The sequence below is a fragment of the Mesorhizobium sp. WSM4833 genome (assembly GCF_055811095.1).
The window spans coordinates 158,300-181,691 of the sequence record NZ_JBVVQG010000003.1 but is presented as its reverse complement, the minus strand read 5'-3'; the positions used below and the strand labels follow the sequence as shown (position 1 = coordinate 181,691).

The 23,392-nt window shown below is 63.2% G+C and carries 21 protein-coding genes; 12 read left to right on the top strand and 9 right to left on the bottom strand.

Going from position 1 to position 23,392, the window contains the following annotated elements; all coding sequences use genetic code 11:
* Positions 1-365 precede the first annotated feature (365 nt).
* Together AC0L2D_RS06780 and AC0L2D_RS06775 are read left to right on the top strand one after the other, a co-directional pair.
* Positions 366-1,253, top strand: coding sequence for a phosphotransferase (locus tag AC0L2D_RS06780; protein WP_224618471.1), 888 nt, complete (start codon positions 366-368; stop codon positions 1,251-1,253).
* A complete protein-coding gene (locus tag AC0L2D_RS06775) occupies positions 1,250-3,703 on the top strand; it encodes a GcvT family protein (RefSeq protein ID WP_473540650.1) in 2,454 nt (817 codons plus the stop codon). Before AC0L2D_RS06780 ends, AC0L2D_RS06775 begins: the two co-directional genes overlap by 4 nt.
* A 1-nt stretch (position 3,704) precedes the next feature.
* On the opposite strand, the gene AC0L2D_RS06770 is transcribed toward AC0L2D_RS06775, so the two are convergent.
* On the bottom strand, positions 3,705-4,337 hold the full coding sequence (locus tag AC0L2D_RS06770) for a class I SAM-dependent DNA methyltransferase (RefSeq protein ID WP_064995790.1): 633 nt from the start codon (positions 4,335-4,337) through the stop codon (positions 3,705-3,707).
* Positions 4,338-4,440: 103 nt separating this feature from the next.
* On the opposite strand from AC0L2D_RS06770, the gene AC0L2D_RS06765 reads away from it, so the two are divergent.
* Entirely contained in the window at positions 4,441-5,343 is a 903-nt protein-coding gene (locus tag AC0L2D_RS06765; protein ID WP_064995773.1) for a phosphotransferase family protein, read from the top strand.
* Between the two features lie 7 nt (positions 5,344-5,350).
* On the opposite strand, the gene AC0L2D_RS06760 is transcribed toward AC0L2D_RS06765, so the two are convergent.
* Together AC0L2D_RS06760 and AC0L2D_RS06755 are read right to left on the bottom strand one after the other, a co-directional pair.
* Entirely contained in the window at positions 5,351-6,274 is a 924-nt protein-coding gene (locus AC0L2D_RS06760) for a DMT family transporter (protein ID WP_013528034.1), read from the bottom strand.
* 106 nt (positions 6,275-6,380) lie between these two features.
* Positions 6,381-7,661: an amidohydrolase family protein gene (locus AC0L2D_RS06755; RefSeq protein WP_027161838.1), complete on the bottom strand. Its 1,281-nt coding sequence runs from the start codon at positions 7,659-7,661 to the stop codon at positions 6,381-6,383.
* Between the two features lie 169 nt (positions 7,662-7,830).
* On the opposite strand from AC0L2D_RS06755, the gene AC0L2D_RS06750 reads away from it, so the two are divergent.
* On the top strand, positions 7,831-9,585 hold the full coding sequence (locus AC0L2D_RS06750) for an ABC transporter ATP-binding protein (protein WP_064995774.1): 1,755 nt from the start codon (positions 7,831-7,833) through the stop codon (positions 9,583-9,585).
* Positions 9,586-9,749: 164 nt separating this feature from the next.
* On the opposite strand, the gene ilvD is transcribed toward AC0L2D_RS06750, so the two are convergent.
* Positions 9,750-11,594, bottom strand: coding sequence for a dihydroxy-acid dehydratase (gene ilvD / locus AC0L2D_RS06745; RefSeq protein ID WP_275954130.1), 1,845 nt, complete (start codon positions 11,592-11,594; stop codon positions 9,750-9,752).
* Positions 11,595-11,862: 268 nt separating this feature from the next.
* Between ilvD and AC0L2D_RS06740 the strand changes: the two genes are divergently transcribed.
* Positions 11,863-12,333, top strand: a complete 471-nt coding sequence (locus AC0L2D_RS06740) for a VOC family protein (RefSeq protein WP_024505784.1) — start codon at positions 11,863-11,865, stop codon at positions 12,331-12,333.
* 75 nt (positions 12,334-12,408) lie between these two features.
* On the opposite strand, the gene AC0L2D_RS06735 is transcribed toward AC0L2D_RS06740, so the two are convergent.
* Entirely contained in the window at positions 12,409-14,001 is a 1,593-nt protein-coding gene (locus AC0L2D_RS06735) for a peptide chain release factor 3 (protein ID WP_013528039.1), read from the bottom strand.
* Between the two features lie 236 nt (positions 14,002-14,237).
* Between AC0L2D_RS06735 and AC0L2D_RS06730 the strand changes: the two genes are divergently transcribed.
* Entirely contained in the window at positions 14,238-15,311 is a 1,074-nt protein-coding gene (locus AC0L2D_RS06730; RefSeq protein ID WP_024505785.1) for an NAD(P)/FAD-dependent oxidoreductase, read from the top strand.
* A 460-nt stretch (positions 15,312-15,771) separates the two neighbouring features.
* Here the strand turns inward: AC0L2D_RS06730 and AC0L2D_RS06725 are convergent, their stop codons facing one another.
* Both AC0L2D_RS06725 and AC0L2D_RS06720 read right to left on the bottom strand, forming a co-directional pair.
* Positions 15,772-16,572: a class II glutamine amidotransferase gene (locus AC0L2D_RS06725; RefSeq protein WP_027163760.1), complete on the bottom strand. Its 801-nt coding sequence runs from the start codon at positions 16,570-16,572 to the stop codon at positions 15,772-15,774.
* Positions 16,573-16,587: 15 nt separating this feature from the next.
* Positions 16,588-16,836, bottom strand: a complete 249-nt coding sequence (locus AC0L2D_RS06720; protein ID WP_013528043.1) for a DUF6356 family protein — start codon at positions 16,834-16,836, stop codon at positions 16,588-16,590.
* 115 nt (positions 16,837-16,951) lie between these two features.
* On the opposite strand from AC0L2D_RS06720, the gene AC0L2D_RS06715 reads away from it, so the two are divergent.
* From AC0L2D_RS06715 to AC0L2D_RS06690, 6 genes are all read left to right on the top strand, one after another.
* Positions 16,952-17,422: an Lrp/AsnC family transcriptional regulator gene (locus AC0L2D_RS06715; protein ID WP_013528044.1), complete on the top strand. Its 471-nt coding sequence runs from the start codon at positions 16,952-16,954 to the stop codon at positions 17,420-17,422.
* Between the two features lie 165 nt (positions 17,423-17,587).
* Positions 17,588-18,073: a dUTP diphosphatase gene (dut, locus tag AC0L2D_RS06710; protein WP_473540649.1), complete on the top strand. Its 486-nt coding sequence runs from the start codon at positions 17,588-17,590 to the stop codon at positions 18,071-18,073.
* Positions 18,073-18,735 carry an HAD family hydrolase gene (locus AC0L2D_RS06705; protein WP_127369195.1) on the top strand — a complete coding sequence of 221 codons (663 nt, stop codon included), beginning with the start codon at positions 18,073-18,075 and terminating at the stop codon, positions 18,733-18,735. Before dut ends, AC0L2D_RS06705 begins: the two co-directional genes overlap by 1 nt.
* Before the next feature lie 69 nt (positions 18,736-18,804).
* Entirely contained in the window at positions 18,805-19,659 is an 855-nt protein-coding gene (locus AC0L2D_RS06700) for a hypothetical protein (RefSeq protein ID WP_024505789.1), read from the top strand.
* A gap of 80 nt (positions 19,660-19,739) precedes the next feature.
* Complete coding sequence (locus AC0L2D_RS06695) at positions 19,740-20,543, top strand: isocitrate lyase/PEP mutase family protein (protein ID WP_473540648.1); 804 nt, start codon at positions 19,740-19,742, stop codon at positions 20,541-20,543.
* A gap of 13 nt (positions 20,544-20,556) precedes the next feature.
* Positions 20,557-21,555, top strand: a complete 999-nt coding sequence (locus tag AC0L2D_RS06690; protein WP_013528049.1) for a proline racemase family protein — start codon at positions 20,557-20,559, stop codon at positions 21,553-21,555.
* A gap of 9 nt (positions 21,556-21,564) precedes the next feature.
* Here the strand turns inward: AC0L2D_RS06690 and AC0L2D_RS06685 are convergent, their stop codons facing one another.
* Together AC0L2D_RS06685 and AC0L2D_RS06680 are read right to left on the bottom strand one after the other, a co-directional pair.
* A complete protein-coding gene (locus tag AC0L2D_RS06685) occupies positions 21,565-22,275 on the bottom strand; it encodes a sulfate transporter family protein (protein WP_027163754.1) in 711 nt (236 codons plus the stop codon).
* A 90-nt stretch (positions 22,276-22,365) separates the two neighbouring features.
* The gene (locus AC0L2D_RS06680; protein WP_473540647.1) at positions 22,366-23,298 is read right to left on the bottom strand and encodes a DMT family transporter; all 933 of its coding nucleotides are present in this window, start codon (positions 23,296-23,298) and stop codon (positions 22,366-22,368) included.
* Between the last annotated feature and the right edge of the window lie 94 nt (positions 23,299-23,392).

Sequence of the window (23,392 nt, the reverse complement as noted above, 5' to 3'; positions counted from 1 at the left end):
TAATTCAATTGCTTTTAAAGGAACTACCTTATGCTTTCAGGCAAAATACCCGAAAAAAGTCACAGCTTTTTATTGACAAGCGGGAAACCCTGGCGTGAAATCAAAGACATTAACAGGCTTCAGATCTGCGACTGGGGGCAGAACCGCAACTCAGCGATCAGGCCGTTTGGAACGTGCCTGTACAAGGAATTTTCGGATCCGCGGGGGCGGATGCCGGGCTCAAAAACCTGGCCAAGGGGCTCGTCGGTGCGGTGCGGGATACCGATCCTGGCGTCCCGCACCGACGAGATTATTTACGTTTCTCCCCGCCGTCGTTGCGCTGTTCACGGCGCCTTGTCGAAGCCCAGCAAACCAGGGATGATTCCGTGACCGCCGAAGATCGCATCCGCGCCCTGCCCTGCTGGACCGGTGGCATCGAGATCGCACCGCTGCCCGGCGGTCTGAGCAACGCGAATTATGTGGTCACGGACGCGGCGGGACGACACGTCGTGCGCTTCGGCAAGGACTATCCGTTCCACCATGTCTTTCGCGAGCGCGAGGTGATGACGGCGCGGGCGGCGCATGCCGCCGGTTTCGCGCCGGCCGTCCGCCATGCCGAACCGGGCATCATGGTCACAGAGTTTCTCGGCGCCAAGACCTATCTCGCCGAGGACGTACGCGCCAATCTTGGCCGCGTCGCAGCCCTGATGCGCGCCTTTCACCGGGAGATGCCCAGTCACGTCTCCGGCGCCGGCTTCATGTTCTGGGTGTTCCATGTCATTCGCGACTATGCGCGCACGCTTGAAGAAGGTGGCAGCCGCAAGCGCAGCGACCTGCCGCGCCTGCTGACGCTGGCCGACGAACTGGAGCGCGCGCAGAAACTGCTGCCGATCGTCTTTGGCCACAATGATCTGTTGCCGGCCAACATTCTCGACGACGGCAACAGGCTGTGGCTGATCGACTTCGAATATGCCGGCTTCAACACGGCGATGTTCGACCTCGCAGGCGCCGCCTCCAACGCCGGCATGAGCGACGAGGAATCCTTCGCCTTCCTGACCGCCTATTTCATGAAGGAACCGGACGAAGCGATCCGCCGTTCGCACGCGGCCATGCAATGCGCCTCGCTGCTGCGCGAGGCGATGTGGAGCATGGTGTCCGAGCTCTATCTCGACGCGCCCGGTATCGACTACGTCGCCTACACCGAGGAAAACCTCGCCCGGCTCGACACGGCGCTGGAAAACTACAGAACGAAGTACGGGATGCAGAAATCATGACATTGCCGACCCAGGCCGCCATCGTCGTCATCGGCGGTGGAATCATCGGCTGTTCGACGGCTTATCATCTGGCGCGCGACCACAAGGCCGATGTCGTTCTGCTCGAACAAGGCAAGCTGACCTCGGGCTCGACCTGGCATGCCGCCGGCCTTGTCGGCCAGTTGCGCTCGTCGGCTTCGATCACCCGCGTGCTGAAATACTCCGTCGACCTCTACAAGGGCCTCGAGGCCGAGACCGGCCTTGCCACCGGCTGGAAGATGACCGGCTGCCTCAGGCTCGCCACCAATGCCGACCGCTGGACCGAGTACAAAAGGCTGGCGACGACGGCGAAAAGCTTCGGCATGGACATGCAATTGCTATCACCGGCGGAAGTCAAGGCAATGTGGCCGCTCATGGAAACCGGCGATCTTGTCGGCGCCTCCTGGCTGCCGACCGATGGCCAGGCGAGCCCCTCCGACATCACGCAGTCGCTGGCCAAGGGCGCGCGCATGCATGGCGCCAAACTGTTCGAGGATGTCCGCGTCATCGGCTTCGAAATGAAGGACGGCCGCATCACGGCGGTGACGACCAACAAGGGCGACATTGCTTGTGACAAGGTGGTCAACTGCGCCGGCCAGTGGGCGCGGCAGGTCGGCGCCATGGCCGGCATCAACGTGCCGCTGCAGCCGGTGAAGCACCAGTACATCATCACCGAGAAGATCGACGGACTGGCGACCGACGCGCCGACCATCCGCGATCCAGACCGGCGCACCTATTTCAAGGAAGAGGTCGGCGGGCTGGTGATGGGCGGCTATGAGCCGAACCCGCAGGCCTGGGCTACTGGTCTCCCCGGCGGCGACGTCCCCAATGATTGGGAATTCAGGCTGTTCGACGATGATTACGACCATTTCGAGCAGCACATGAGCCAAGCGATCGCGCGCGTGCCGGCACTGGAAACCGTCGGCGTCAAGCAGATGATCAACGGGCCGGAGAGTTTTACACCGGACGGCAATTTCATTCTCGGCACAGCGCCCGAATGCGCCAACATGTTTGTCGGCGCCGGCTTCAACGCCTTCGGCATCGCCTCGGGCGGCGGCGCCGGCTGGGTGCTGGCGCAGTGGGTGGTCGATGGCGAAGCACCGCTCGACCTGTGGGTGGTCGACATCAGGCGCTTTTCCAATTTGCACCGTGACCGTCAGTGGGTCTGCGACCGCACGCTGGAGGCCTATGGCAAACACTATACGATCGGCTTTCCGCATGAGGAGTATGCCAGCGGGAGGCCGCGCATCGTCTCGCCGCTCTACGACAGGCTGAAACAGCAAAATGCCGTGTTCGGCTCGAAGCTCGGCTGGGAACGGCCTAACTGGTTCGCGCCCGAAGGCGTCGAGCCGCAGGACATCTATTCGATGGGCCGGCAGAACTGGTTTGTGGCGGTCGGCGACGAACACCGGCATGTGCGCGAAAAAGTCGGCATATTCGATCAATCCTCCTTCGCCAAATACGAGCTGAGCGGGCCCGATGCGCTGAAGGCGCTGGACTGGGTCTGCGCCAACGACGTCAGCAAGCCGGTCGGCCGGCTGACCTACACGCAGCTTCTCAACACACGCGGCGGCATCGAGGCCGATCTGACGGTGGCGCGGCTGGCCGAAGAGAAGTTCTACATCGTCACCGGCACAGGCTTCCGCACGCATGATTCCTCGTGGATCGGCGATCATATCGGCGAAGGGCTCGATGCCAGGCTTGTCGATGTCACCGAGGATTTCGGCACGCTGTCGCTGATGGGTCCTCGGGCGCGCGACGTGCTTTCGGCCGTGACCGAAGCCGACGTCTCAAACGTGAGCTTCCCGTTCGGCCATGTGCGTGAGATTGCCATCGCCGGCCACACAATTCGGGCGCTGCGCGTCACCTATGTCGGCGAACTGGGCTGGGAACTGCACGTGCCCATCGCGGCCACCGGCGAAGTCTTCGACGCGCTGATGGCGGCAGGCAAAAAGCACGACATCCGCCCGATCGGCTATCGGGCACTGGAATCGCTGCGGCTGGAAAAGGGCTATCGTGCCTGGGGCTCCGACATCACGCCCAACGACACGCCGCAGGAAGCCGGGCTCGGCTGGGCGGTCAAGCTGCGCAAGAACACGGATTTCATCGGACGGCGCGCGCTGGAGAAGACCAGCGGCACGGCAATGAAGAAACGCTTTGCCGGCTTCACGGTCGACGACCCCGAGATCGTGCTGCTCGGCCGCGAAACCATCCTGCGCAATGGCGAGCCTGTCGGTTATCTCACCAGCGGCGGTTATGGCTATACGCTGGGCAAGACCATCGGCTACGGCTACGTGCGCAACGCCGACGGGGTCAGCGACGATTTTCTCGCCTCGGGCGACTACGAACTGGTGGTTGCGATGGAGAGGACGCCGGCCAAGATCCACCTCGAGCCGATGTACGACCCGGCAGGCGCGAGGGTCAAAGCGTAGGTCAGGTCACGCGCAGTGCGAGGCCGCGGCTGGGCACGGTGTCGGCTTCGCCGGGCATCGAGACATAAGGGCGCGTTTCCTCGACGCGGGTGACGAGGCCCTGCGCCTCGAGCTCAGCGACGCGCGTGGCGAAGCCCTGATCCCACAGCGAGTTCTTGACCGTCAGCACGATGATGCCGCCCGGCCGGCAGATGCGGATCAGTTCGTCCAGCCCCTCGACGCCAACATGACCTGATGTGAAGACGCCGGCCGAGATCACTCCGGCATAGGCATCATCGGCAAAGGGCAGATGACCGCCCAGCGCCAGGCAATGGAGCGCGGAATAGACACCCTTGCGGGCTGCCTGATCCAGCATGCCTTGCGAAATATCGAGTGCCTCGACTTGCGGGTAACCAGCAATATCAAGCCATTCGCCGATGAGACCGGTGCCGGCCCCGGCATCGAGCAGCGGTGCTGAACCGCGCGGCAGATGGCGGGTCAGCAGCGCAAGGCAGATCGTCGGATGGCGATAGCCGGCGGCCGACATGTCGGCGTCGTAGGTCTGCGACCAACGATCATAAAGTGCGGCGACCTCTTCGGGTCGCTTTGCCGCGTAGGCCGCGCCAAGCGTGCCCTGATGTTTGCTGTCCGCCACTTTGATCCAGTCCGCCAATTTTTGATCTCGCAGTGATGATAGCCAAAGCGCGAAAATTGTGGAACCGTTGCCGCGACAAATAACAGTGTGTGGGGGCGCAGGCATGATTACAGACGAGGCGCGTGCGGCACTGGACGCCATTCCCATGCTGGCCGGCTACAGCGGGCCGCTGGAACGGCTGGGCGGCCTCACCAACCTCGTCTTCAAGGCCGGCGACTTCTGCCTGCGCATTCCCGGCAAGGGCACCGAGGAATACATCAACCGGGCCAACGAAGCGGTGGCAGCGCGCGAGGCGGCAAAAGCAGGGGTCAGTCCCGAGGTGCTGCATGTCGATGCCGGCACCGGGTTGATGGTGACACGCTACATCGCCGGCGCCGAAACCATGTCGGAGGAGAAATTCAAGGTTCGGCCGGGCAGTCCAGCCCGCGCCGGCGAGGCCTTTCGCAAGCTGCACAATTCAGGCGCGGTGTTTCCCTTCCGCTTCGAGCTGTTTGCGATGATCGACGACTATCTCAAGGTGCTGTCCACCAAGGAGATCGCCCTGCCCGCCGGCTATCATGACGTGGTGCGCGACGCCGAGAGCGTGCGGTCGGCGCTGGCCGCCCATCCGCTGCCTCTCGTCGCCTGTCATTGCGATCCGCTGTGCGAAAACTTCCTCGACACCGGCGAGCGGATGTGGATCGTCGACTGGGAATATTCGGGCATGAACGACCCGCTCTGGGACCTTGGCGACCTCTCCGTGGAAGGCAAATTCGATCTGGCGCAAGACGAAGAGATGATGCGCGCCTATTTCGGCGGCGAGGCGAGGCCGGCGCAGCGCGGCCGCATCGTCATCTACAAGGCGATGTGCGACCTGTTGTGGACGCTGTGGGGGCTGATCCAGCTCGCCAACAACAACCCGGTCGATGATTTTCGCGCCTATGCCGACGGGCGGTTCGCGCGCTGCAAGGCGCTGATGGAGACGTCCGAGTTTTCACGGCATCTGGCGGCGATCCGCCGGGGGTGAGCCTGGACTAATTCACGCCCTTCGGCACGTTTTCGGGCGGCACCGTGGTCTCGACCACTTTCTGGCGGTGGAAGATGAACAGGCCGGCGAGAACGACAATGCCCGAGCCGATCAGGATGCGCGGACCGGGAACGTCGCCGAAGAACACCAGTCCGAACACCACCGCCCACAGCAGCAGCGTGTAATGCAGCGGCGCCAGCGTTGAGGCCGGCGCCAGCTTGAGCGCCCTGGTGATCATCAGATGGGCGCCGCAGGAGACGATGCCGAGCAGCAGCATGGCGCCGAGATCGAGCGCCGACGGCGTCTGCCAGGCGCCGATGCTCAGCACGCCGCCGACCAGCAGCGTGCCGATGGTCTGCCATGTCACTAGATTGGTGTCGCTGGTGCCACGCAGCCGGCGGTTGAGGATGATGGCGAAGGCGAAGGAGATACTGCCCACCAGCGCAAAACCCGATGACAGCGAGAAGGCCGCCGAGGACGGTTTCAGCATGATCAGCACACCGCAGAAGCCGAGCAGGATCGCCATCCAGCGGCGCCAGCCGACCTTTTCGCCAAGCAAGAGGTGCGAGAGTGCCGCGACGTAGATCGGCCCCGCCATGTAGAAACTCATCACATCGGCCAGCGGCAGATAGACCACGGCGGCATAGAAGAGCGCGGTGTCGAGCGTGGTCATCACCACCCGCAGCAGCTGCAGCTCCAGGCGTTCCATGCGAAACAGCTTGGCCGGGCCCTGGTTGGCGATCATCGGGCCGAGCACGAAGAAGGCGCCGATGGAGCGGATCAGCACCACCTGGCCGACGGAGAAGCTGGCGACCAGCCATTTGCCCATGGCGTCGTTCAGCGCAAACAGGAAATCGCCGGCCAGCATCAGCAGAATGCCGGCCAAAAGCACATTCCTGATCGTCGAATTCTGCGCCACGGGCTGCGTCATGCCGATCCCGATTCCTCCCTGGTAAGCCGCGTCGTAGACGGAAGTGGCTGCCTTGACGAGGAGAATTCGGGCAATGGGTAAGACCAGCGCCGGGAATCGGCTGTATCTAGCTGGATATGTGCCGCCGGTTCACCATTCCCGGCCTTCCGCCGATGGACAGCCTGGTTTCCTGCTTCGTCCGCTCCGCCACCACCTTGCCCCTGGCAATGACGCACAGGCGCTCGGCGCGCAGCCGCAGGGCCTCGACCGGATTGCCGGCATCGAGGACGACAAGGCTGGCGCGCTTGCCGACCGCCAGGCCGAGATGATCGAGGCCCATGATCGCGGCATTGACGTTGGTGACCATGTCGAAGCAGCGCGCCATCTCGGCCGGGCTCGACATCTGAGCGACGTGCAGACCCATGAAGGCGACGTCGAGCATGTCGGCTGTGCCCAGCGAATACCAGGGATCGAGCACGCAATCCTGGCCCCAGCCGACGCGAATGCCGAGCGCCAGCATTTCCTTGACCCGGGTCAGGCCGCGGCGCTTCGGGAAGGTGTCGTGGCGGCCCTGCAGCATGATGTTGATCAGCGGATTGGGAATGACCGAGACGCCGGCCTCGGCGATCAGCGGCAGCAGCTTCGAGACGTAGTAATTGTCCATCGAATGCATCGAGGTGAGGTGCGAACCGGCGACCTTGCCCTGCAGACCAAGACGCTGCGTTTCATAGGCCAACTGCTCGATATGGCGCGACAGCGGATCATCGGTCTCGTCGCAATGCAGGTCGACCATCAGGCCGCGGCTGGCCGCGATCTCGCACAGCTCCGTTACCGAGCGCGTGCCGTCGGCCATGGTGCGCTCGAAATGCGGGATGCCGCCGACGATGTCGACGCCCATGTCGAGCGCGCGGATGGTGTTTTCACGCGCCGATGGAGAGCGATAAAACCCGTCCTGCGGGAAGGCGACCAATTGCAGATCGATGTAGGGAGCGACCGTCTTCTTGACCTCGAGCAGCGCCTCGACCGCCAGCAGGCGGTCATCGCAGACATCGACATGGGTGCGGATGGCGAGCAGGCCCATCGACACCGCCCAGTCGCAATAGGCCAGCGCGCGATCACGCACCGCCTCATGCGTCAAAAGCGGCTTCAACTCGCCCCACAGCGAAATGCCTTCGAGCAGCGTACCCGACGCGTTGATGCGCGGAATGCCGTAGGAGAGCGTCGCGTCCATGTGGAAATGCGGATCGACGAAGGGCGGCGAGACCAGATTGCCATGGGCGTCGACCTTCGTCCGCGCGGAACCCTGGAGAACGGGCTCGATCGCCGCGATCGTCTCACCGTTGATGCCGATGTCGGCAACCCTGCCATTAGGCAGTGTGCCGCCGCGAACGATAAGGTCGAAATCCATCCGTCGTCATCCCGTCAAAAGAATCATCTGATATAGCCGAGGCTGAAAATCGCATCCCGTCGATGCCGCTTGCAACAGCGATTTGTCCGCGGCGGCCGCGGATGGTTTCATCCGGCCGCAACTCCCTCTATAAGCCGCCTTCGTTGTCCCGGTTTCAAGGATCCGCCGTTTGTTTCGTTTCTTCCGCTCGACGGAAAACCAGCGCCTCGTCGCGAGGTTGATCCGGGAATCCTTTTATCAGCACAGGTTTGGCTACGGCGCCGCGATCTTGTCGATGCTTGTGGTGGCCGCCACGACCGGCGCCAGCGCCTGGATTCTCAAAGAGATCACCGACGAATTCGTAGTTTTCAAGCGGATTGACCGGGTCAACCTGATTGCGGGCGGGGTCGCCACGATCTTCATCCTCAAGGGCCTCGCCAACTTCATTCAGGCCTATTTCATGAGCCGTGTCGGCAACGCCATCATCGCCGACCGCCAGCGCAAGATCTACGACCGCATCCTGGCGCAAGGCATCGAATTCTACCATTCGACCTCGTCGTCCGACCTGATCACACGCATGACCAACAATGCACAGGCGGCACGCAACGTGCTCGACCTCGTTGTCACGTCCTATGTGCGCGATCTGTTGTCGCTGGTCGTCCTGGTAGGAGTCATGGTCTGGCAGCAGCCAGCCTTGTCTATAATCTGCTTCGTCGTCGGCCCCTTGGCTATCTACGGGGTCAACCGCATCCTGAAACGTGTTCGCAAGTTCGCCGCGATGGAGTTTCGCTCGGTCGGCCAGATCGTGCAGGTGATGCAGGAAACGGCAATCGGCGTGCGCGTCGTCAAATCCTTCAACCTCGAAGGCGCGATGCGCAACCGCATGTACAAGGCCGTGTCGGACGTCGAGAACCGGGCCAATAACATCGCGACGCTGGAGGCTGCGACAAGCCCGGTGATGGAGACGCTGGCCGGGCTGGCTATTGCCGGGGCCATCTTCGTCAGCGGCTTCCTGGTCTTGCAGGGCGGCCAGATGCCGGGAAACATCATGGCCTTCATCGGGGCACTCCTGTTTGCCTATGAGCCGGCAAAGCGCCTTGCGCGCGTGCGCATATCGCTGGAAAGCGGCATTGTCGGCGTGCGCATGATGTTCGAGCTCGCCGACCAGCCGCTCACTCTGGTCGAGAAGCCGGACGCGAAGCCGCTTCTGGCCGGACCGGGCGAGATCCGGTTCGACACCGTCGACTTCGCTTATCAGAAAGGGCCGCCGGTGCTGGACAGGTTCGATCTGACGCTTGCGCCCGGCAAGATGACGGCGCTGGTCGGGCCTTCCGGCGGCGGCAAGTCGACGATTCTAAACCTGATCATGCGCATGTATGATCCGCAGAGCGGCAGGGTGCTGTTCGACGGTCAGGATATTTCCCATGCGACGCTCGCATCGCTGCGGGAAAAGATCGCCTATGTCAGCCAGGATACGTTCCTGTTTGCCGGCACCATCATGCACAACATCCGGCTTGGGCGCGAGGGTGCGACCGACGATGAGGTGATCGCCGCCGCCAAGGCGGCCAACGCGCATGACTTCATCAGCGCGCAGGCGAAAGGCTACGAGACGGATGTCGGCGAGAATGGCGGCTTACTGTCGGGCGGCCAGCGCCAACGGATCTCGATCGCACGCGCCATGCTGCGCAATGCGGAGATCCTGCTGCTGGACGAAGCGACCAGCGCGCTCGACGCCGAATCGGAAGCGCTGTTCCGAGACGCGCTGCAGCAATTGACGGAAGGCCGCACGACGATCGTCATCGCGCACCGTCTGTCGACCGTGCATCAGGCCGACACAATCGTGGTGCTCGAAGCCGGCAAGGTGGTGGAAAGCGGCCCGCACAAGGCCTTGCTCAAGCAGGGCGGGCTTTACCAGAAGCTCTATGAGTATCAGTTGATGCCGTAGCACTTCTCTTCCCTTCCCCCACTTGTGGGGGAAGGTGGATCGGCGCGCGGCGCCGAGACGGATGAGGGGTGTTCCAGCGGAGTGAGACGTCGGTGTTCTCTGGAACACCCCTCATCCGTCGCCTGCGGCGACACCTTCTCGCACAGGGGGAGAAGGAAGAAACCTCACTCCGGCACAAACCTCACCGCGCCCTTGGCCGCGCTGGTGGCCATGGCGGCATAGGCGCGCAAGGCGGTCGTCACCTTGCGCTTGCGCTTTTCCTCCGGCTTCCAGGCCATGGCGCCCTTGGCTTCCATCGCCGCCCGTCGCGCAGCGAGTTCCGCCTCATCGACAGCCAGGCGGATGCTGCGGTTCGGGATGTCGATCTCGATCGTATCGCCCTCCTGCACCAGTCCGATCAAACCACCTTCGGCAGCTTCCGGCGACGCATGGCCGATCGACAGACCCGAGGTGCCGCCGGAGAAGCGGCCGTCAGTGACCAGAGCGCAGGCCTTGCCGAGGCCCTTCGACTTCAGATAGCTGGTCGGATAGAGCATCTCCTGCATGCCGGGGCCGCCGCGCGGTCCTTCATAGCGGATGACGACGACATCGCCGGCCTTGATCTCGTTCGACAGGATCGCCTTGACGCTGGAATCCTGGCTTTCGAACACGCGGGCCGGGCCGGTGAATTTCAGGATCGATTCATCGACGCCCGCCGTCTTCACGATGCAGCCGTCGAGCGCCAGATTGCCCTTCAGCACGGCAAGGCCGCCATCCTTGGAAAAGGGATGTTCGGTCGAGCGGATAACGCCTTTCTCGCGGTCGAGATCGAGCTCGTCCCAGCGGCGCTCCTGGCTGAAGGCGACCTGTGTCGGCACGCCGCCAGGGGCGGCGAGGAAGAAATCGCGCACGCTCTGGCTGGTCGTGCGGGAAATGTCCCAATGGTCGAGCGCCTCGCCCAGGGTTGACGTATGCACCGTCGGCAGGTCGCGGTTGAGCAGGCCGGCATTGTCGAGCTGGCCGAGGATCGCCATGATGCCGCCGGCGCGGTGGACGTCTTCCATGTGGACGTCGGACTTGGCGGGCGCAACCTTGCACAGCACCGGCACCTTGCGCGACAGCGCGTCGATGTCGTCCTGATCGAAATCGATCTCGCCCTCATGCGCCGCAGCCAGGATGTGCAGCACGGTGTTGGTCGAACCGCCCATGGCGATGTCGAGCGTCATGGCGTTCTCGAAAGCGCCCTTCGAGGCGATGTTGCGCGGCAGTGCGGTTTCGTCGTCCTGTTCGTAATAGCGCTGGGCGAGATCGACGATCAGGTGGCCGGCCTCGACGAACAGACGCTTGCGGTCGGCATGCGTCGCCAATGTCGAGCCGTTGCCGGGCAGCGACAGGCCAAGCGCCTCGGTCAAACAATTCATCGAATTGGCGGTGAACATGCCCGAGCAGGAGCCGCAGGTCGGGCAGGCCGAGCGCTCGATGACCTTGACGTCCTCATCGGAGATCTTGTCGTCGGCGGCCGCGACCATGGCATCGACCAGGTCGAGCGCCTGCGTCTTGCCGGCGAGCACCACCTTGCCGGCTTCCATTGGACCGCCGGAGACGAAGACGGTCGGGATGTTGAGGCGCAACGAGGCCATCAGCATGCCGGGCGTGATCTTGTCGCAATTGGAGATGCAGACCATGGCGTCGGCGCAATGCGCGTTGACCATGTATTCGACGGAATCGGCGATCAGCTCGCGCGACGGGAGCGAATAGAGCATGCCGTCATGGCCCATGGCGATGCCGTCATCGACGGCGATGGTGTTGAATTCCTTGGCAACGCCGCCGGCCTTTTCGATCTCGCGCGCGACCAATTGGCCGAGATCCTTCAGATGGACATGGCCCGGCACGAACTGAGTGAAGGAGTTGACCACCGCAATGATCGGCTTGCCGAAATCCGAGTCCTTCATGCCGGTGGCGCGCCAGAGGCCGCGAGCGCCGGCCATGTTGCGGCCATGGGTGGTGGTGCGGGAACGATAGGCAGGCATGTTTTTTCCTTGGTGGCTGGCCGCAGCCCAGAAATGGCGCGGCAGAGCTGAATTCGGACCGCAGGCGTTATAGACGCCCAAGTATGGTCTGGCCACAATTTTGCAATGCGCCAGATTCCTCCAAGAATCGGATCTTACAAAAAAATGCATCCTGGTGTCGGATTGCACCGCGCGCGGCCGTCCTTGGGCAAACGGCGAGGCAACGGCACCATTCTCGGAGTCGGCCGTTTTCCCTGTAACAGCAAAAGAGCAATCCGAGGAGCACGACATGCAAAAGATCACCACCTGCCTGTGGTTCGACGGCCAGGCCGAAGAGGCCATGAACTTCTACGTCTCCATCTTCAAGAATTCCAAGGTGCTGAGCGTGATGCGTTGGCCCGAAGGCCACGCCGATGCAGGCAAGGTGTTGGTGACCACGTTCGAACTCGACGGCGTGCAGTTCCAGGCGCTCAATGGTGGACCGCAGTTCAAGCACAGCGAAGCGATGTCGCAGTCGATCGACTGCAAGACGCAGGAAGAGGTGGATTACTTCTGGGACAAGCTCATCGAAGGTGGCGGCCAACCATCGCAATGCAGCTGGCTGAAGGATAAATTCGGCGTCTCCTGGCAGGTTGTGCCGGAGCAGCTGCCGCGCCTGCTCCTGGATCCGGACCGGGCCAAGGCCGGCCGCGTGATGTCGGCGATGATGCAGATGAGCAAGATCGACATCGCCAAGATCGAGGAAGCTGCCAGAGGATAGTCGAGGGTCGCGCCGCCCCTCATCCGCCCTTCGGGCACCTTCTCCCCGTGAACGGGGAGAAGGAAAAAGCGCGACTTACGCCGCTCTGTCGCGGACCTGATAGTCCTTGATCGTGGCAAACTTGATCGCCTTCCAGCGCTCCGCTTCGTAGTTCAGCGAGAAGGCGTGCTGGGCGAGGAACACCGGATCGTTGTCGAGGTCGCGGGCGATGTCGCCGCGATGCGCCTCGATGAAACGCAGGACCTCGGCCTTGTCGTCGGCCGAGATCCAGCGGCACACGGAAAAGCGCGACATCTCGAATTCGACCGGCAGGGTGTATTCGAAGTTCAGCCGTTCCTTCAGGACGTCGAGTTGCAGCGCGCCGACGACACCGACGATGGCCGGTGAGCCGTCCTCGGGCGAAAACAGCTGCACGACGCCCTCCTCTGCCATCTGGTGCAGCGCTTCCTTTAGCTTTTTGGCCTTCATCGCGTCGCCGAGGCGGACACGGCGCAGGATTTCCGGGGCGAAATTCGGAACGCCGCGGAACAGGATTTCCTCGCCCTCGGTCAGCGTATCGCCAATACGCAGCGTGCCGTGGTTGGGAATGCCGACGACGTCGCCGGCAAAGGCCTCGTCGGCGGTGACGCGTGTGCGGGCAAAGAAGAACTGCGGCGCCGACAGCGACATCGGTTTTCCCGTGCGTACCAGCTTGGCCTTCATGCCGCGCTCGAGCTTGCCCGAACAGACGCGGACGAAGGCTATGCGGTCGCGGTGGTTGGGATCCATGTTGGCCTGGATCTTGAAGACGAAGGACGTCATCTTCTCTTCGGTCGCCTCGACCTTGCGGGTGTCGGCCTCTTGAGCACGCGGCGGCGGTCCAAAAGCGCCGAGCGCCTCGATCAGGTCGCGCACGCCATAATTGCGCAGCGCCGAGCCGAAATAGACCGGCGTCAGGTGACCCTCGCGGAAGGCTTCTATATCAAGGGGTCTGCACGCTTCCCGCGCCAGCTCCAGCTCCTCGATGAAGGCCTCGCGCTCGTTCTCCGGCAAAAGGCCGGCGACGCGGTTGGAATCGGGACCGTTGACCGGCGTGCGCTCCTTCTCGTCGTCGCCCCTGCGCACGGCGTTCAGCGCCAGATGGTAGGTGCCGGAAAAATTCTTGCCCCGGCCGATCGGCCAGGTGATCGGCGCCGTATCCAGCGCCAGCTTCTGCTCGATCTCATCGAGGATCTCGAACGGATCGCGGCTTTCGCGATCCATCTTGTTGACGAAGGTGATGATCGGGATGTCGCGTAGCCGGCAGACTTCGAAAAGCTTCAGCGTGCGCGGCTCGATGCCCTTGGCGGCATCGATGACCATGACGGCCGAGTCGACCGCCGATAGCGTGCGATAGGTGTCGTCTGCGAAATCCTCGTGGCCGGGCGTGTCGAGCAGGTTGAAGACATTGTCCTCATACTCGAAGGTCATCACCGAAGTGACGACCGAAATGCCGCGCTCACGCTCGATCTTCATCCAGTCCGACCGCGTCTGGATCTTGTCCTTCTTGGCCTTGACCTCGCCGGCAAGCTGGATGGCGCCGCCGAACAGCAGCAGCTTTTCGGTGAGCGTGGTCTTGCCGGCGTCCGGGTGCGCGATGATCGCGAAGGTGCGGCGGCGCGCCACTTCTTCTTCTATTGCTTCGGGCATTCTCTGGGATTTCCGTGTGACAGGCCGGGCTTCTAGCAGCGCAGTGCCGGCCTGTCGACCGGTCCGGCGGCTCGGACTCTGCTGATCGCCGCCTCACCATCCGAGCATACAGCTCAGCCGTGCTGTGGCTCCGGCCAGTGCATTGCCGCATATTTTGCGCTGCGCGATGTTGGCAAGCGGCTGCCGGGGTGGCACTGGATGAACATCCCTCGGGATGACGAGGCAGAGGAGCAAGCATGACTGCGGCGAAACAAGTGATCGTCATCGGCGCCGGCATCATCGGCGCCTCCATCGCGTGGCATCTGAGCAGAGCGGGTGCGCAAGTGACGGTGATTGCCGACAGTGCTGCCGGAGGGGTGGCGACGCCGAACTCGTTCGCCTGGATCAATGCCAGCTGGGGCAATCCGGAGCCGTATTTCCGGCTGCGCACCCGCGCGATGGCAGAGTGGACGCGGCTGGCGCGGGACCTTCCCGGCCTACCGCTGAGCTGGTGCGGCGGCCTGTGCTGGGATTTGCCGGTGGCCGACATGGAAGCCTACGCCACGGAACATTCCGCCTGGGGCTATGGTATCAGCCAAGTCGACCGCGCCGGTGCTGCGCGCATCGAGCCCAATCTCACCGAGCTTCCGGATTTTGCCCTGTATGTGGCTGAGGAAGGCGTCGCCGAACCGGTGACTGCCACGCGCGCGCTGTTGGCGGACGCGGAGCGACATGGCGCGAAGATCATCTCCAGCACGGTGACGGCCCTGGTCCAGACCGGCGGCAGGATCACCGGTGTCGACACATCGCATGGATTGATTGCATCAGACGAGGTGGTGATCGCGGCTGGCGTCGGCTCGCCGGAGATCGCCGCGACCGCCGGGATCAACCTGCCGATCGAAACGCCGCCCGGCCTGATCGTCCATTCGCGGCCCACCGAAAAGCGGCTCAACGGGCTGGTGCTGGCCGAGCGGCTGCACATGCGCCAGACAGCGGAAGGTCGCATCATCGCCGGCTCGGATTTTGGCGGCGCCGACCCGGGCATGGATGCCGAAGCCACCGCCCACGCGCTGTTTGCGGCCATGAAAGCCATGCTGCGCGACAGCGACGGGTTGGAACTCGATTTCCACACGGTCGGCTACCGGCCGACGCCGATCGATGGCTTTCCAATCGTCGGCCGCGCTGAGGGCATGGACGGTGTCTATGTCGCCGTCATGCATTCCGGCATCACGCTGGCGCCGGCCGTCGGCCTGTTCGCCACAAGGGAAATTCTCGACGGCGAGCGCGACCCCTTACTTGCCCCTTATGGATTGTCGCGCTTCGCTCAATAGGCAGGCGGACGGCGAAAGCCGCCGGTGAGTGGTTCGATTGCCTTGGCGCTGCCGAGCAGTCGTGACTCCGACCAGCGTTTGCCGACCAGTTGCGGGCCGATCGGCAGGCCGGTGCTGTCCTGTCCTCAGGGGATGGAAATGGCTGGATGGCCGCTGTGGTTGAAGACAGCGCCATAGGCCGGCAGCATCCACGGCATACTTCAAGTGGAGTGGAGCATTCGAGGGTTGGCCGCGTTTGATTGAAATTGTGCCGATAGTCTTTGATGTCGGCACTCTACGGCGCCCCCCTCTGGCCTGCCGGCCATCTCTCCCACGAGTGGGGAGATCGGCAGGTTTGGCTCGTTCCAGCAACCTTGGCGATTGGCGAAGGCCACGCAAATAGCCAATCTCCCCACTTTGTGGGGGGAGATGTCCGGCAGGCCAGAGGGGCGCTGTCCCGCGACGTTGCCGCAGTTTGCAGCTACCCCACCAGCGCGAACTTCGCCGCCGCCGGAGCAAACGGGCGAATTCTGATGTCATCGCCGCTGATCGTGACAAAACTCGCCGGCGGGATCGCCTGCCAGTCGCCGCCCTCGCGGTCGAACGGTTCGGACACGATGCAGCGGCCGCCGCCCTTGCGCAGGACAGACGTGTAGAGCGTCGGCGCGTGAGCGTCGGTGGCGTAGCGCACCGCGTGCAGCGCCTGGCCATCCGAGAAGGCGGCGGTGAGCTTCAGCGCCGGTTCGAGGCCGGCGCGGCGCGAGGCTTCGAGCACGCGGCTGGTGGCGCGGGAGACGGCGCCTTGCGGATCGCCGGTCAATCCCTCATCGATCATCAGCAGGAAGAACAGTTCGGAATCGGTGGTGCCTTCGCGCTGGTCGAAGACGGCGTCGGACAGCGAGTTCTCCAGCGCGCGGCGGATTTTCTCGAAGCCGCCGATCTGGCCGTTGTGCATGAACGACCAGCTGCCGGAGATGAATGGATGGCAGTTCATGCGGCTGGTGGCGCCGCCGGTCGACGCCCGCACATGGGCGAGGAACAGGCCGGATTTGATCTGTCGGCACAGGCTTTTCAGATTGGGATCGGACCAGGCCGGCAGGATATCGCGATAGAGACCCGGCTCCGGGCGGTCGCCATACCAGGCTAGGCCGAAGCCGTCGCCATTGGTCGGCGATTTCGCTTCCTGAGCACAATGGCTCTGGGCGATCAGCGAGTGACAGGGCGCCGTGAGGATGTCTTCGAGAAAGACCGCTTCACCCAGATAGGCCGCCCACCGGCACATCGTTTCTGTCGCCCTCTAGGCGCGATCCATAAGAGCCGCAGGCTCCTTGGTCGCGTGCGTGCCTCTGTTGTGCGTCCGCTCGTAAAGCTCGCGAACGATTCGGCTGGCGGTAGTTTCAAACAGAAATGGCAAGAAAGCATGAACGAGCGCGGCGCCCGCCGCCATCAACAGGCGCGACGAAAACCAGGCGGCAAAGCCCATGTGGCTGAAATAGGTTTCGCCGACCTTGGCCGGATGAGAGGTGAAAATCCTTGCGACCGACATGCTGGTTCCCCTTCAGCGCTTGAAGTTCCTGATATGAGTATCCTGACATGCTTCGCCGGTTCATCGGTCTCAAAATGTCCTTGTATTTCGGTGATCCATGGGACAGATATCCCACATGGCGCTGGAAATTGACGAAATCGACCGGAAATTGCTCGCCGAGTTGCAACGCGACGGCACGCTGTCCGTCGACCAGTTGTCGGAACGGGTGGCGCTGTCGCGCAATGCCTGCTGGCGCCGGGTGAAGCGGCTGGAGGAGGCCGGTGTCATCACCGGCAGGGTGGCGCTGGTCGATGCCGAAAAGCTCGGGCTTGGCCTTTCCGTCTTCATCCTGATCCGCACGTCCAACCACGATCCGGAGTGGCTGCAGAGATTCCGGGCGGCAGTGACCGGCTTTCCCGAGATCATCGGCGTCTACCGCATGTCCGGCGACCTCGACTACGTTCTGCGCGCCCGCGTCGCCGACGTGAAGGCCTATGACCGGCTCTACCAGCGGCTGATCGCCAAGGTGGCGCTGTCTGATGTTTCCGCCTCTTTCGTGATGGAAGAGATCAAGGAGACGACGGTGGTTCCGATGGAAGTGCGCTAAGATATGTCGATATTCAGGTGATGCCGGCCTGCAAACGACGGGTTTCGACTCGGCCTGACCTGAATCTCAACACACCTCAGGCCATACTGATGCCTGAAAGAAAGCCGTTGATAGGCTTGCGGGCGAGTTGACCGAATCGCCGTTCGCGCCGATAGGATCGATTTTATGCGCGCAGCCCTCCAAAACTCCTCCGTCATCGGTCCGACTGTCGGCTTCGTCAGGTTGCCGCATGCCGAAGGACTACCGCTTCCCGCTTATGAAAGCACCGGTGCTGCCGGCATGGATCTGCGCGCCGCGGTGCCGGACGACCGGCCGCTGCTGATCCTGCCCGGAAAACGCGCTCTGGTGCCGACCGGGCTGATCCTGGAAATTCCCGAAGGCATGGAAGGCCAGGTGCGGCCGCGCTCGGGCCTTGCCTTCAAGCATGGGCTGACCGTCCTCAACACGCCCGGCACCATCGACAGCGACTATCGCGGCGAGGTCAAGGTGCTGCTGATCAATCTCGGCGATGAGGACTTTGCCGTGACGCGCGGCATGCGCATCGCCCAGATCGTTTTTGCCGCGGTGACGCAAGCCGCCGTGGAAGAGCGCAACCTGGCCGGCGGCACGGCGCGCGGCGCGGGCGGGTTCGGATCGACCGGCACCGCCTGATGCCTGAACTGCCTAAACTTGTCATCTTCGACTGCGACGGGATCCTGGTCGATACGGAGAACCTGGCCAATCGGCGCCTTGCCGAATGGCTGACCGCTGCCGGCTATCCGACAAGCTTCGAATATTGCCGCAAGAATTTCTCCGGCCGCAGCATGGCGTCGGTGCAGAAAGAGATCGAAGAAAAGACCAGCGTCAGGCTTGGCGCCGATTTTGTCGATCGCTGGAACGCCGGCCTGCCAGACCTGTTCGCCCACGGCGTCGAAGCAATCCCTTATGTCCGCGAATTCGTCGAGGCCGTGCGGTCAGCCGGGATCGCCTATTGCGTCGCCACCTCGGCCCGGGTGTCGAAGATGCACATCACACTTGGCCAGACCGGGCTGTTGCCGCTGTTCGAACACGCGATGTTTTCCTCGACGATGGTCGCGCGCGGCAAGCCGTTTCCGGACCTGTTCCTGCATGCTGCGAAAACCGTGGGCTTTGCACCTGCCGACTGCATCGTCATCGAGGACAGCGTCGCTGGCACGCAGGCCGGCATCGCGGCCGGCATGCGGGTGTTTTCCTATCACGCCGATCCCTATTCCGACCGCGACGGCCTTATCCAGGCCGGCGGCATCCTGTTCGACGACATGCGCGAACTGGCCGGGCTGGTGCCGATCCACTGAGCTGGCTGACGGACTGGACGGGTTGGGAGGCTGTGCTACGTTCCGCGCGCCCGACAGCCTGAGGCGACCATGCCGACGAACCTGCTTCGCTTCATCCTCGCCGTGATGCTGCTGCCATTGCTGTGGACCGCAGCCGGCGCGCAAGACGCCAGCCTTCCGGAGCTCGGCAGCCCACTGCCCGGCCAAAAAGACATCACCTATCTCGACCTCGCCAGGATGATCATTCCAGACCTCGCCGCCGACAAGAATGGCTTTTACAGGGGCGGGCTGCCGATCGCGATGCGCCATATCGAGGGACCCGACAGCGGCGGCTCGCCGCCCGAAACCTCAGGCTTTTCCAATGCCTCCGTGCTTGCCATCAAGGCGGGAGGCAAGGACCGCCTGACCATGCTGTTCGATCTCGGCGATTCCTCAGACAGCGCAGAAGGCTATGCGGTGCTAGCGCTCTACGACATTACGGGCAAACCAAGGCTGCTCGACGCCGCCAATGTCGCCCTCGACCGCAGCACCTATTTCCGCGAACCCGGCAAGCTCGGCATCGGCGCCAATGATGATATCCTCATGATCGAGAGTTCGCATTCCAATTCCAACCAGAACTATATGATCGTCCCGCTGATTATGGTCGCCAGGGACAAGTTGAAGCTGATCGACATCATCTATTTGTTCGACGAGCACGTGTGTGCCTATAGCCGGACGCAGGACGTTGCCTTTAAAGCCATCGCAGAGGGCCGACGCCATGCGGCGATCAAGGTAACGGTGACCGATGCCACCGTCGTGAACGACGAAAGCTGCGATGACCAGCCGCCCAAACCTGAATCTCACGACATCTCCGTCACCTATCATTGGGACAAGACAACGTCGCACTACGCCAAGGATTCCGACGCGCTGGACAAATTGGCAGGAGAGAACGCCAAACGCTTCTGAACCAATCGCATTCGTTTGCCCGGCCAGATGGAGCAGGATAAAATCCGTTCGGCCACACCGCATATGATGGGGGAACTACCATGGACAAGGGCAAGATCTTTCGCGACCTGCATGCCTCGACCTTCGTCGTGCCCAATCCCTGGGATATCGGCACGACCAAGCTGCTCGGCTCGTTCGGCTTCACGGCGCTGGCGACGACCAGCGCCGGCTTTGCCTTTTCGCGCGGCCTGCCGGACGGCGCGGTGACCTTCGACCAGATGATCCACCATTGCCGCGAAGTGACCGCGGCGACCAGCCTGCCGGTCTCGGCCGACCTCGAGAAAGGCAAGGGCGACAGCGCCGAGCAGGCCGCCGAAACCATCTTCGCGGCGGAAGCTGCCGGCCTTGCCGGCTGCTCGATCGAAGACCACACCGGCGATCCGGACAAGCCGATCTATGATTTTGCGCACGCCGTCGAACGCGTTGCGGCGGCCGTGGAAGCGGCGCGGGCCCTGAAACGCGATTTCGTCTTCACTGCGCGGGCCGAGAATTTCCTCTGGGGCAAGTCCGACCTCGACGACACGATCAAGCGGCTGCAGGCGTTCGAGAAGGCCGGCGCCGACGTACTCTATGCGCCAGGCATCGGCAACGTCGAGATGATCCGCACGCTCTGCTCTGCCGTCAGCAAGCCGGTCAATGTCATGGCGGTACCGGGTTTTACCATCGCCGATCTCGCCATGGCCGGCGTCAAGCGTATCTCGCTCGGGCCGTGGCTGACCAATTTCGCCTACGGCATGCTGGAAACGGCGGCACGCGAAATCCAGCAAGACGGCACCTTGGGCTTCACCCGCGCCGCCATGCCGTTCAGCAAATTGCAGGCCCTCTTCGGCAAATCTTCGGATTAATGGGGCCCGTCGCATGACGCTGACCGTGATCGACATGCATACTGGCGGCGAGCCGCTAAGGATCGTCACCGGCGGCTATCCCGGTATCCCCAAGGGCACGATCCTGGAAAAGCGCGCCTATGTGCGCGACCATCTCGATCATCTCAGGAAAATCCTGATGTTCGAGCCACGCGGCCATTACGACATGTATGGCGCCTTGCTGGTCGAGCCGGACCTGCCCGGCGCCGACCTCGCCGTGCTGTTCATGCACAATGAGGGTTATTCGACGATGTGCGGCCACGCCATCGTCGCGCTCGGCCGCTACGCCATCGATGAAGGGCTGGTGGCGAAACAGGAACCAGTCACGACAGTCAATATCGAGGCGCCGTGCGGGCTGGTCGTCGCCTCGGTCGAGGTCAGGGACGGCAAGGCCGGTGCGGTTTCGTTCGAAAGCGTGCCGGCCTTCCTGTTCGCCGGTGGACAGGCGATCGAATTGGCGGGCCATGGCACGATTGGCTTCGACGTCGCCTATGGCGGCGCCTTCTACGCGCTGGCCGATTGTCACCAATTCGGGCTCGAATTCGGCAGAAGCCGGATGCGCGATTTCGTCGATGCGGCAACGGGGCTGACGGACAGGCTCAAGGCTGAATTTCCGCTGTCGCATCCCGACCACGGCGACCTTGCCTTCCTATACGGTACCATCCTGACCGATGGCCGCGACACATTTTCCGGCGAGGTGACCAAAAACATCTGCGTCTTCGCCGAAGCCGAGGTCGACCGCTCGCCAACCGGTTCCGGCGTCACCGCAAGGCTGGCAGCCATGCATGCCAAGGGCGAGATCGCGATCGGACAGACGCGCACATTCGAGAGCATCGCAGGCTCGCGTTTTTCCGGAGCCGTGGCGCGGACGGCGAAGGCTGGACGGCATGAGGCGATCATCGCCCGCGTCGGCGGCCGCGCCTATTATTCCGGGCGGGCCGAATTCATCGTCGAGGCCGATGACGAGCTCGGACGCGGATTTCTGTTGCGCTGAAGAAAATGCCTAGCCGCGTGAGGGGCGAGCCACTTCCCGCACCGAGATCGCCTTGTGCAGATGCACCATCATGGCGGCGGCGAACAGCGGCGTCAGCAGGTTAAGCAACGGCACGGCGAGGAAAGCCGCGATGAGCAGCCCGGCGAGAAACACCGTGCCGGCATAGTGCCTGCGCAAGGCCCTGGCCTCGTCTTCCCCGCGAAAGCGCATGGCTGCGAATTCGAAGAACTCGCGCCCGAGCAGATAGCCATTGACGATGAAGAAGGCGGCTATGTTGACGCCCGGCACCAAGAGAAGCAGCAGCGCGACGATGTTGCCGAGAATGACGACACCGAGGAATCGCGCCGACAGCACCAGCGAGCGCAGCGCCGGCATGGCGCGGCCGGTCGGATCGCCGGGATAGTCGGTGCGCTCGACCACTTCGGCGATATCGTCGAGGAACAGGCCAGCGACAACAGCCGTCACCGGCGCGATGAGCAACGCCATGCCGAAGGCAAGCGCTATTGCCGCGATGATGCCGCCGAGCCACCCGGCCCAGGACGGCATGCCGGGCAACAGCGTCTGCAGCCACGGCAGCGCCAGCCACTCGACGAGGCTGGTCAGGCCGAACCACAGAGCCACCAGTGCCAGCACGGTCAAGCCCAGCGTCTTGACGAACACGGCCCGAAAGGGAGGCGAAATCAGCTCGAGGGCCGCAGCGCGGGCAGCGTCGAAAATCACCTTGTCACACCCCCGGTTAGCGGACGCCGCCTAGAAGGCGGATGCTTCCGAGATAGGCAGCGCAGGCCATGAGCACAAGCGGGCTGGCGTTTACCGCGCAAACGCCGGCTTTCGAACCGGGATGGTCATGGCAGCGACCCCGGCCACGACAAAACCCATGCCCAGCCATGCCGTCGAACCAAGACTTTCGCCGAGGAAGAGAGCGCCGATGCCGACGCCGATCGGCACGCGCAGATAGGCCTGCGAGGTGGTGCCGACCGAACCCAGCGTGTGGATGAGGCGGAAATAGATAACGAAGGCCAGCGCGGTGGAAAAGACCGACAGGCCGAGCAGGGCCAGGATCGACGCGGTCGATGGCGCCAGCGTCCACGGCTGGTCGAACACCAGACTGAGCGGCACGAGGATGACGGCGCCGCACAGCATGGAACCGGCGGCCGGTAGCACTGGGTCGAGGCCCTTGAAACCGCGGCCGAAAATGGCGGCCCCGGCATAGCAGACCGTCGCGGCGACGATTGCCAATTGCGCCCACAATTCATGACCGAGGCCACTCAGCGCCTGCGTGCCGATAATGAGGCAGATGCCGGCAATGCCGGCGCCCACACCGATCAGTTTGCGCAAGGTGACCGGCTCGTGGCGGGTGATGAGCGCGGTCAAGAGGAAGGTGAAGATCGGCGAGGTCGCGTTGAGGATGGTGGCGAGGCCGGCATCGACCGAGCGTTCGGCCGCGGCGATCAGGGTGAACGGAATAACGCTGTTGAGGCAGGCTTGGAAGGCGAAGCGGCGCCAGCTTGCAGCATCGCCCGGCAAGGCGAGCCCGCGCCAGCGGATGATGGCCAACAGGATGCCGCCAGCGATCAGGGTGCGGGCGGCAATGAAGGTGACCGGCGGGATGGTTTCGACGCCGATCTTGATGAAGGTGTAGGAGGCGCCCCAGAGCACTGCCAGCACGACGAGCAGTACCAGGTCGGTGGTCAGATCGTTTTTTGCAGGCTCGTTCTTCGTCGACATGCTTTTTGTAGACATTGGGGGCTGGCTCGCCTTCGAAGCGGGATCGTCTGATCCAGGCTTATAGGCGGTGCGGCGATGAAATGCTTCGGCCACGGTCGAATTGTCATAG

What these genes read in the sequence shown, in the direction of transcription:
- AC0L2D_RS06775 (WP_473540650.1), top strand. Translation starts at nt 1,250, where the DNA reads ATGACATTGCCGACCCAGGCCGCCATCGTCGTCATCGGCGGTGGAATC.
- AC0L2D_RS06765 (WP_064995773.1), top strand. Translation starts at nt 4,441, where the DNA reads ATGATTACAGACGAGGCGCGTGCGGCACTGGACGCCATTCCCATGCTG.
- AC0L2D_RS06760 (WP_013528034.1), bottom strand. Translation starts at nt 6,274, where the DNA reads ATGACGCAGCCCGTGGCGCAGAATTCGACGATCAGGAATGTGCTTTTG.
- AC0L2D_RS06755 (WP_027161838.1), bottom strand. Translation starts at nt 7,661, where the DNA reads ATGGATTTCGACCTTATCGTTCGCGGCGGCACACTGCCTAATGGCAGG.
- ilvD (WP_275954130.1), bottom strand. Translation starts at nt 11,594, where the DNA reads ATGCCTGCCTATCGTTCCCGCACCACCACCCATGGCCGCAACATGGCC.
- AC0L2D_RS06740 (WP_024505784.1), top strand. Translation starts at nt 11,863, where the DNA reads ATGCAAAAGATCACCACCTGCCTGTGGTTCGACGGCCAGGCCGAAGAG.
- AC0L2D_RS06735 (WP_013528039.1), bottom strand. Translation starts at nt 14,001, where the DNA reads ATGCCCGAAGCAATAGAAGAAGAAGTGGCGCGCCGCCGCACCTTCGCG.
- AC0L2D_RS06730 (WP_024505785.1), top strand. Translation starts at nt 14,238, where the DNA reads ATGACTGCGGCGAAACAAGTGATCGTCATCGGCGCCGGCATCATCGGC.
- AC0L2D_RS06725 (WP_027163760.1), bottom strand. Translation starts at nt 16,572, where the DNA reads ATGTGCCGGTGGGCGGCCTATCTGGGTGAAGCGGTCTTTCTCGAAGAC.
- AC0L2D_RS06720 (WP_013528043.1), bottom strand. Translation starts at nt 16,836, where the DNA reads ATGTCGGTCGCAAGGATTTTCACCTCTCATCCGGCCAAGGTCGGCGAA.
- AC0L2D_RS06715 (WP_013528044.1), top strand. Translation starts at nt 16,952, where the DNA reads ATGGCGCTGGAAATTGACGAAATCGACCGGAAATTGCTCGCCGAGTTG.
- dut (WP_473540649.1), top strand. Translation starts at nt 17,588, where the DNA reads ATGCGCGCAGCCCTCCAAAACTCCTCCGTCATCGGTCCGACTGTCGGC.
- AC0L2D_RS06705 (WP_127369195.1), top strand. Translation starts at nt 18,073, where the DNA reads ATGCCTGAACTGCCTAAACTTGTCATCTTCGACTGCGACGGGATCCTG.
- AC0L2D_RS06700 (WP_024505789.1), top strand. Translation starts at nt 18,805, where the DNA reads ATGCCGACGAACCTGCTTCGCTTCATCCTCGCCGTGATGCTGCTGCCA.
- AC0L2D_RS06695 (WP_473540648.1), top strand. Translation starts at nt 19,740, where the DNA reads ATGGACAAGGGCAAGATCTTTCGCGACCTGCATGCCTCGACCTTCGTC.
- AC0L2D_RS06690 (WP_013528049.1), top strand. Translation starts at nt 20,557, where the DNA reads ATGACGCTGACCGTGATCGACATGCATACTGGCGGCGAGCCGCTAAGG.
- AC0L2D_RS06680 (WP_473540647.1), bottom strand. Translation starts at nt 23,298, where the DNA reads ATGTCTACAAAAAGCATGTCGACGAAGAACGAGCCTGCAAAAAACGAT.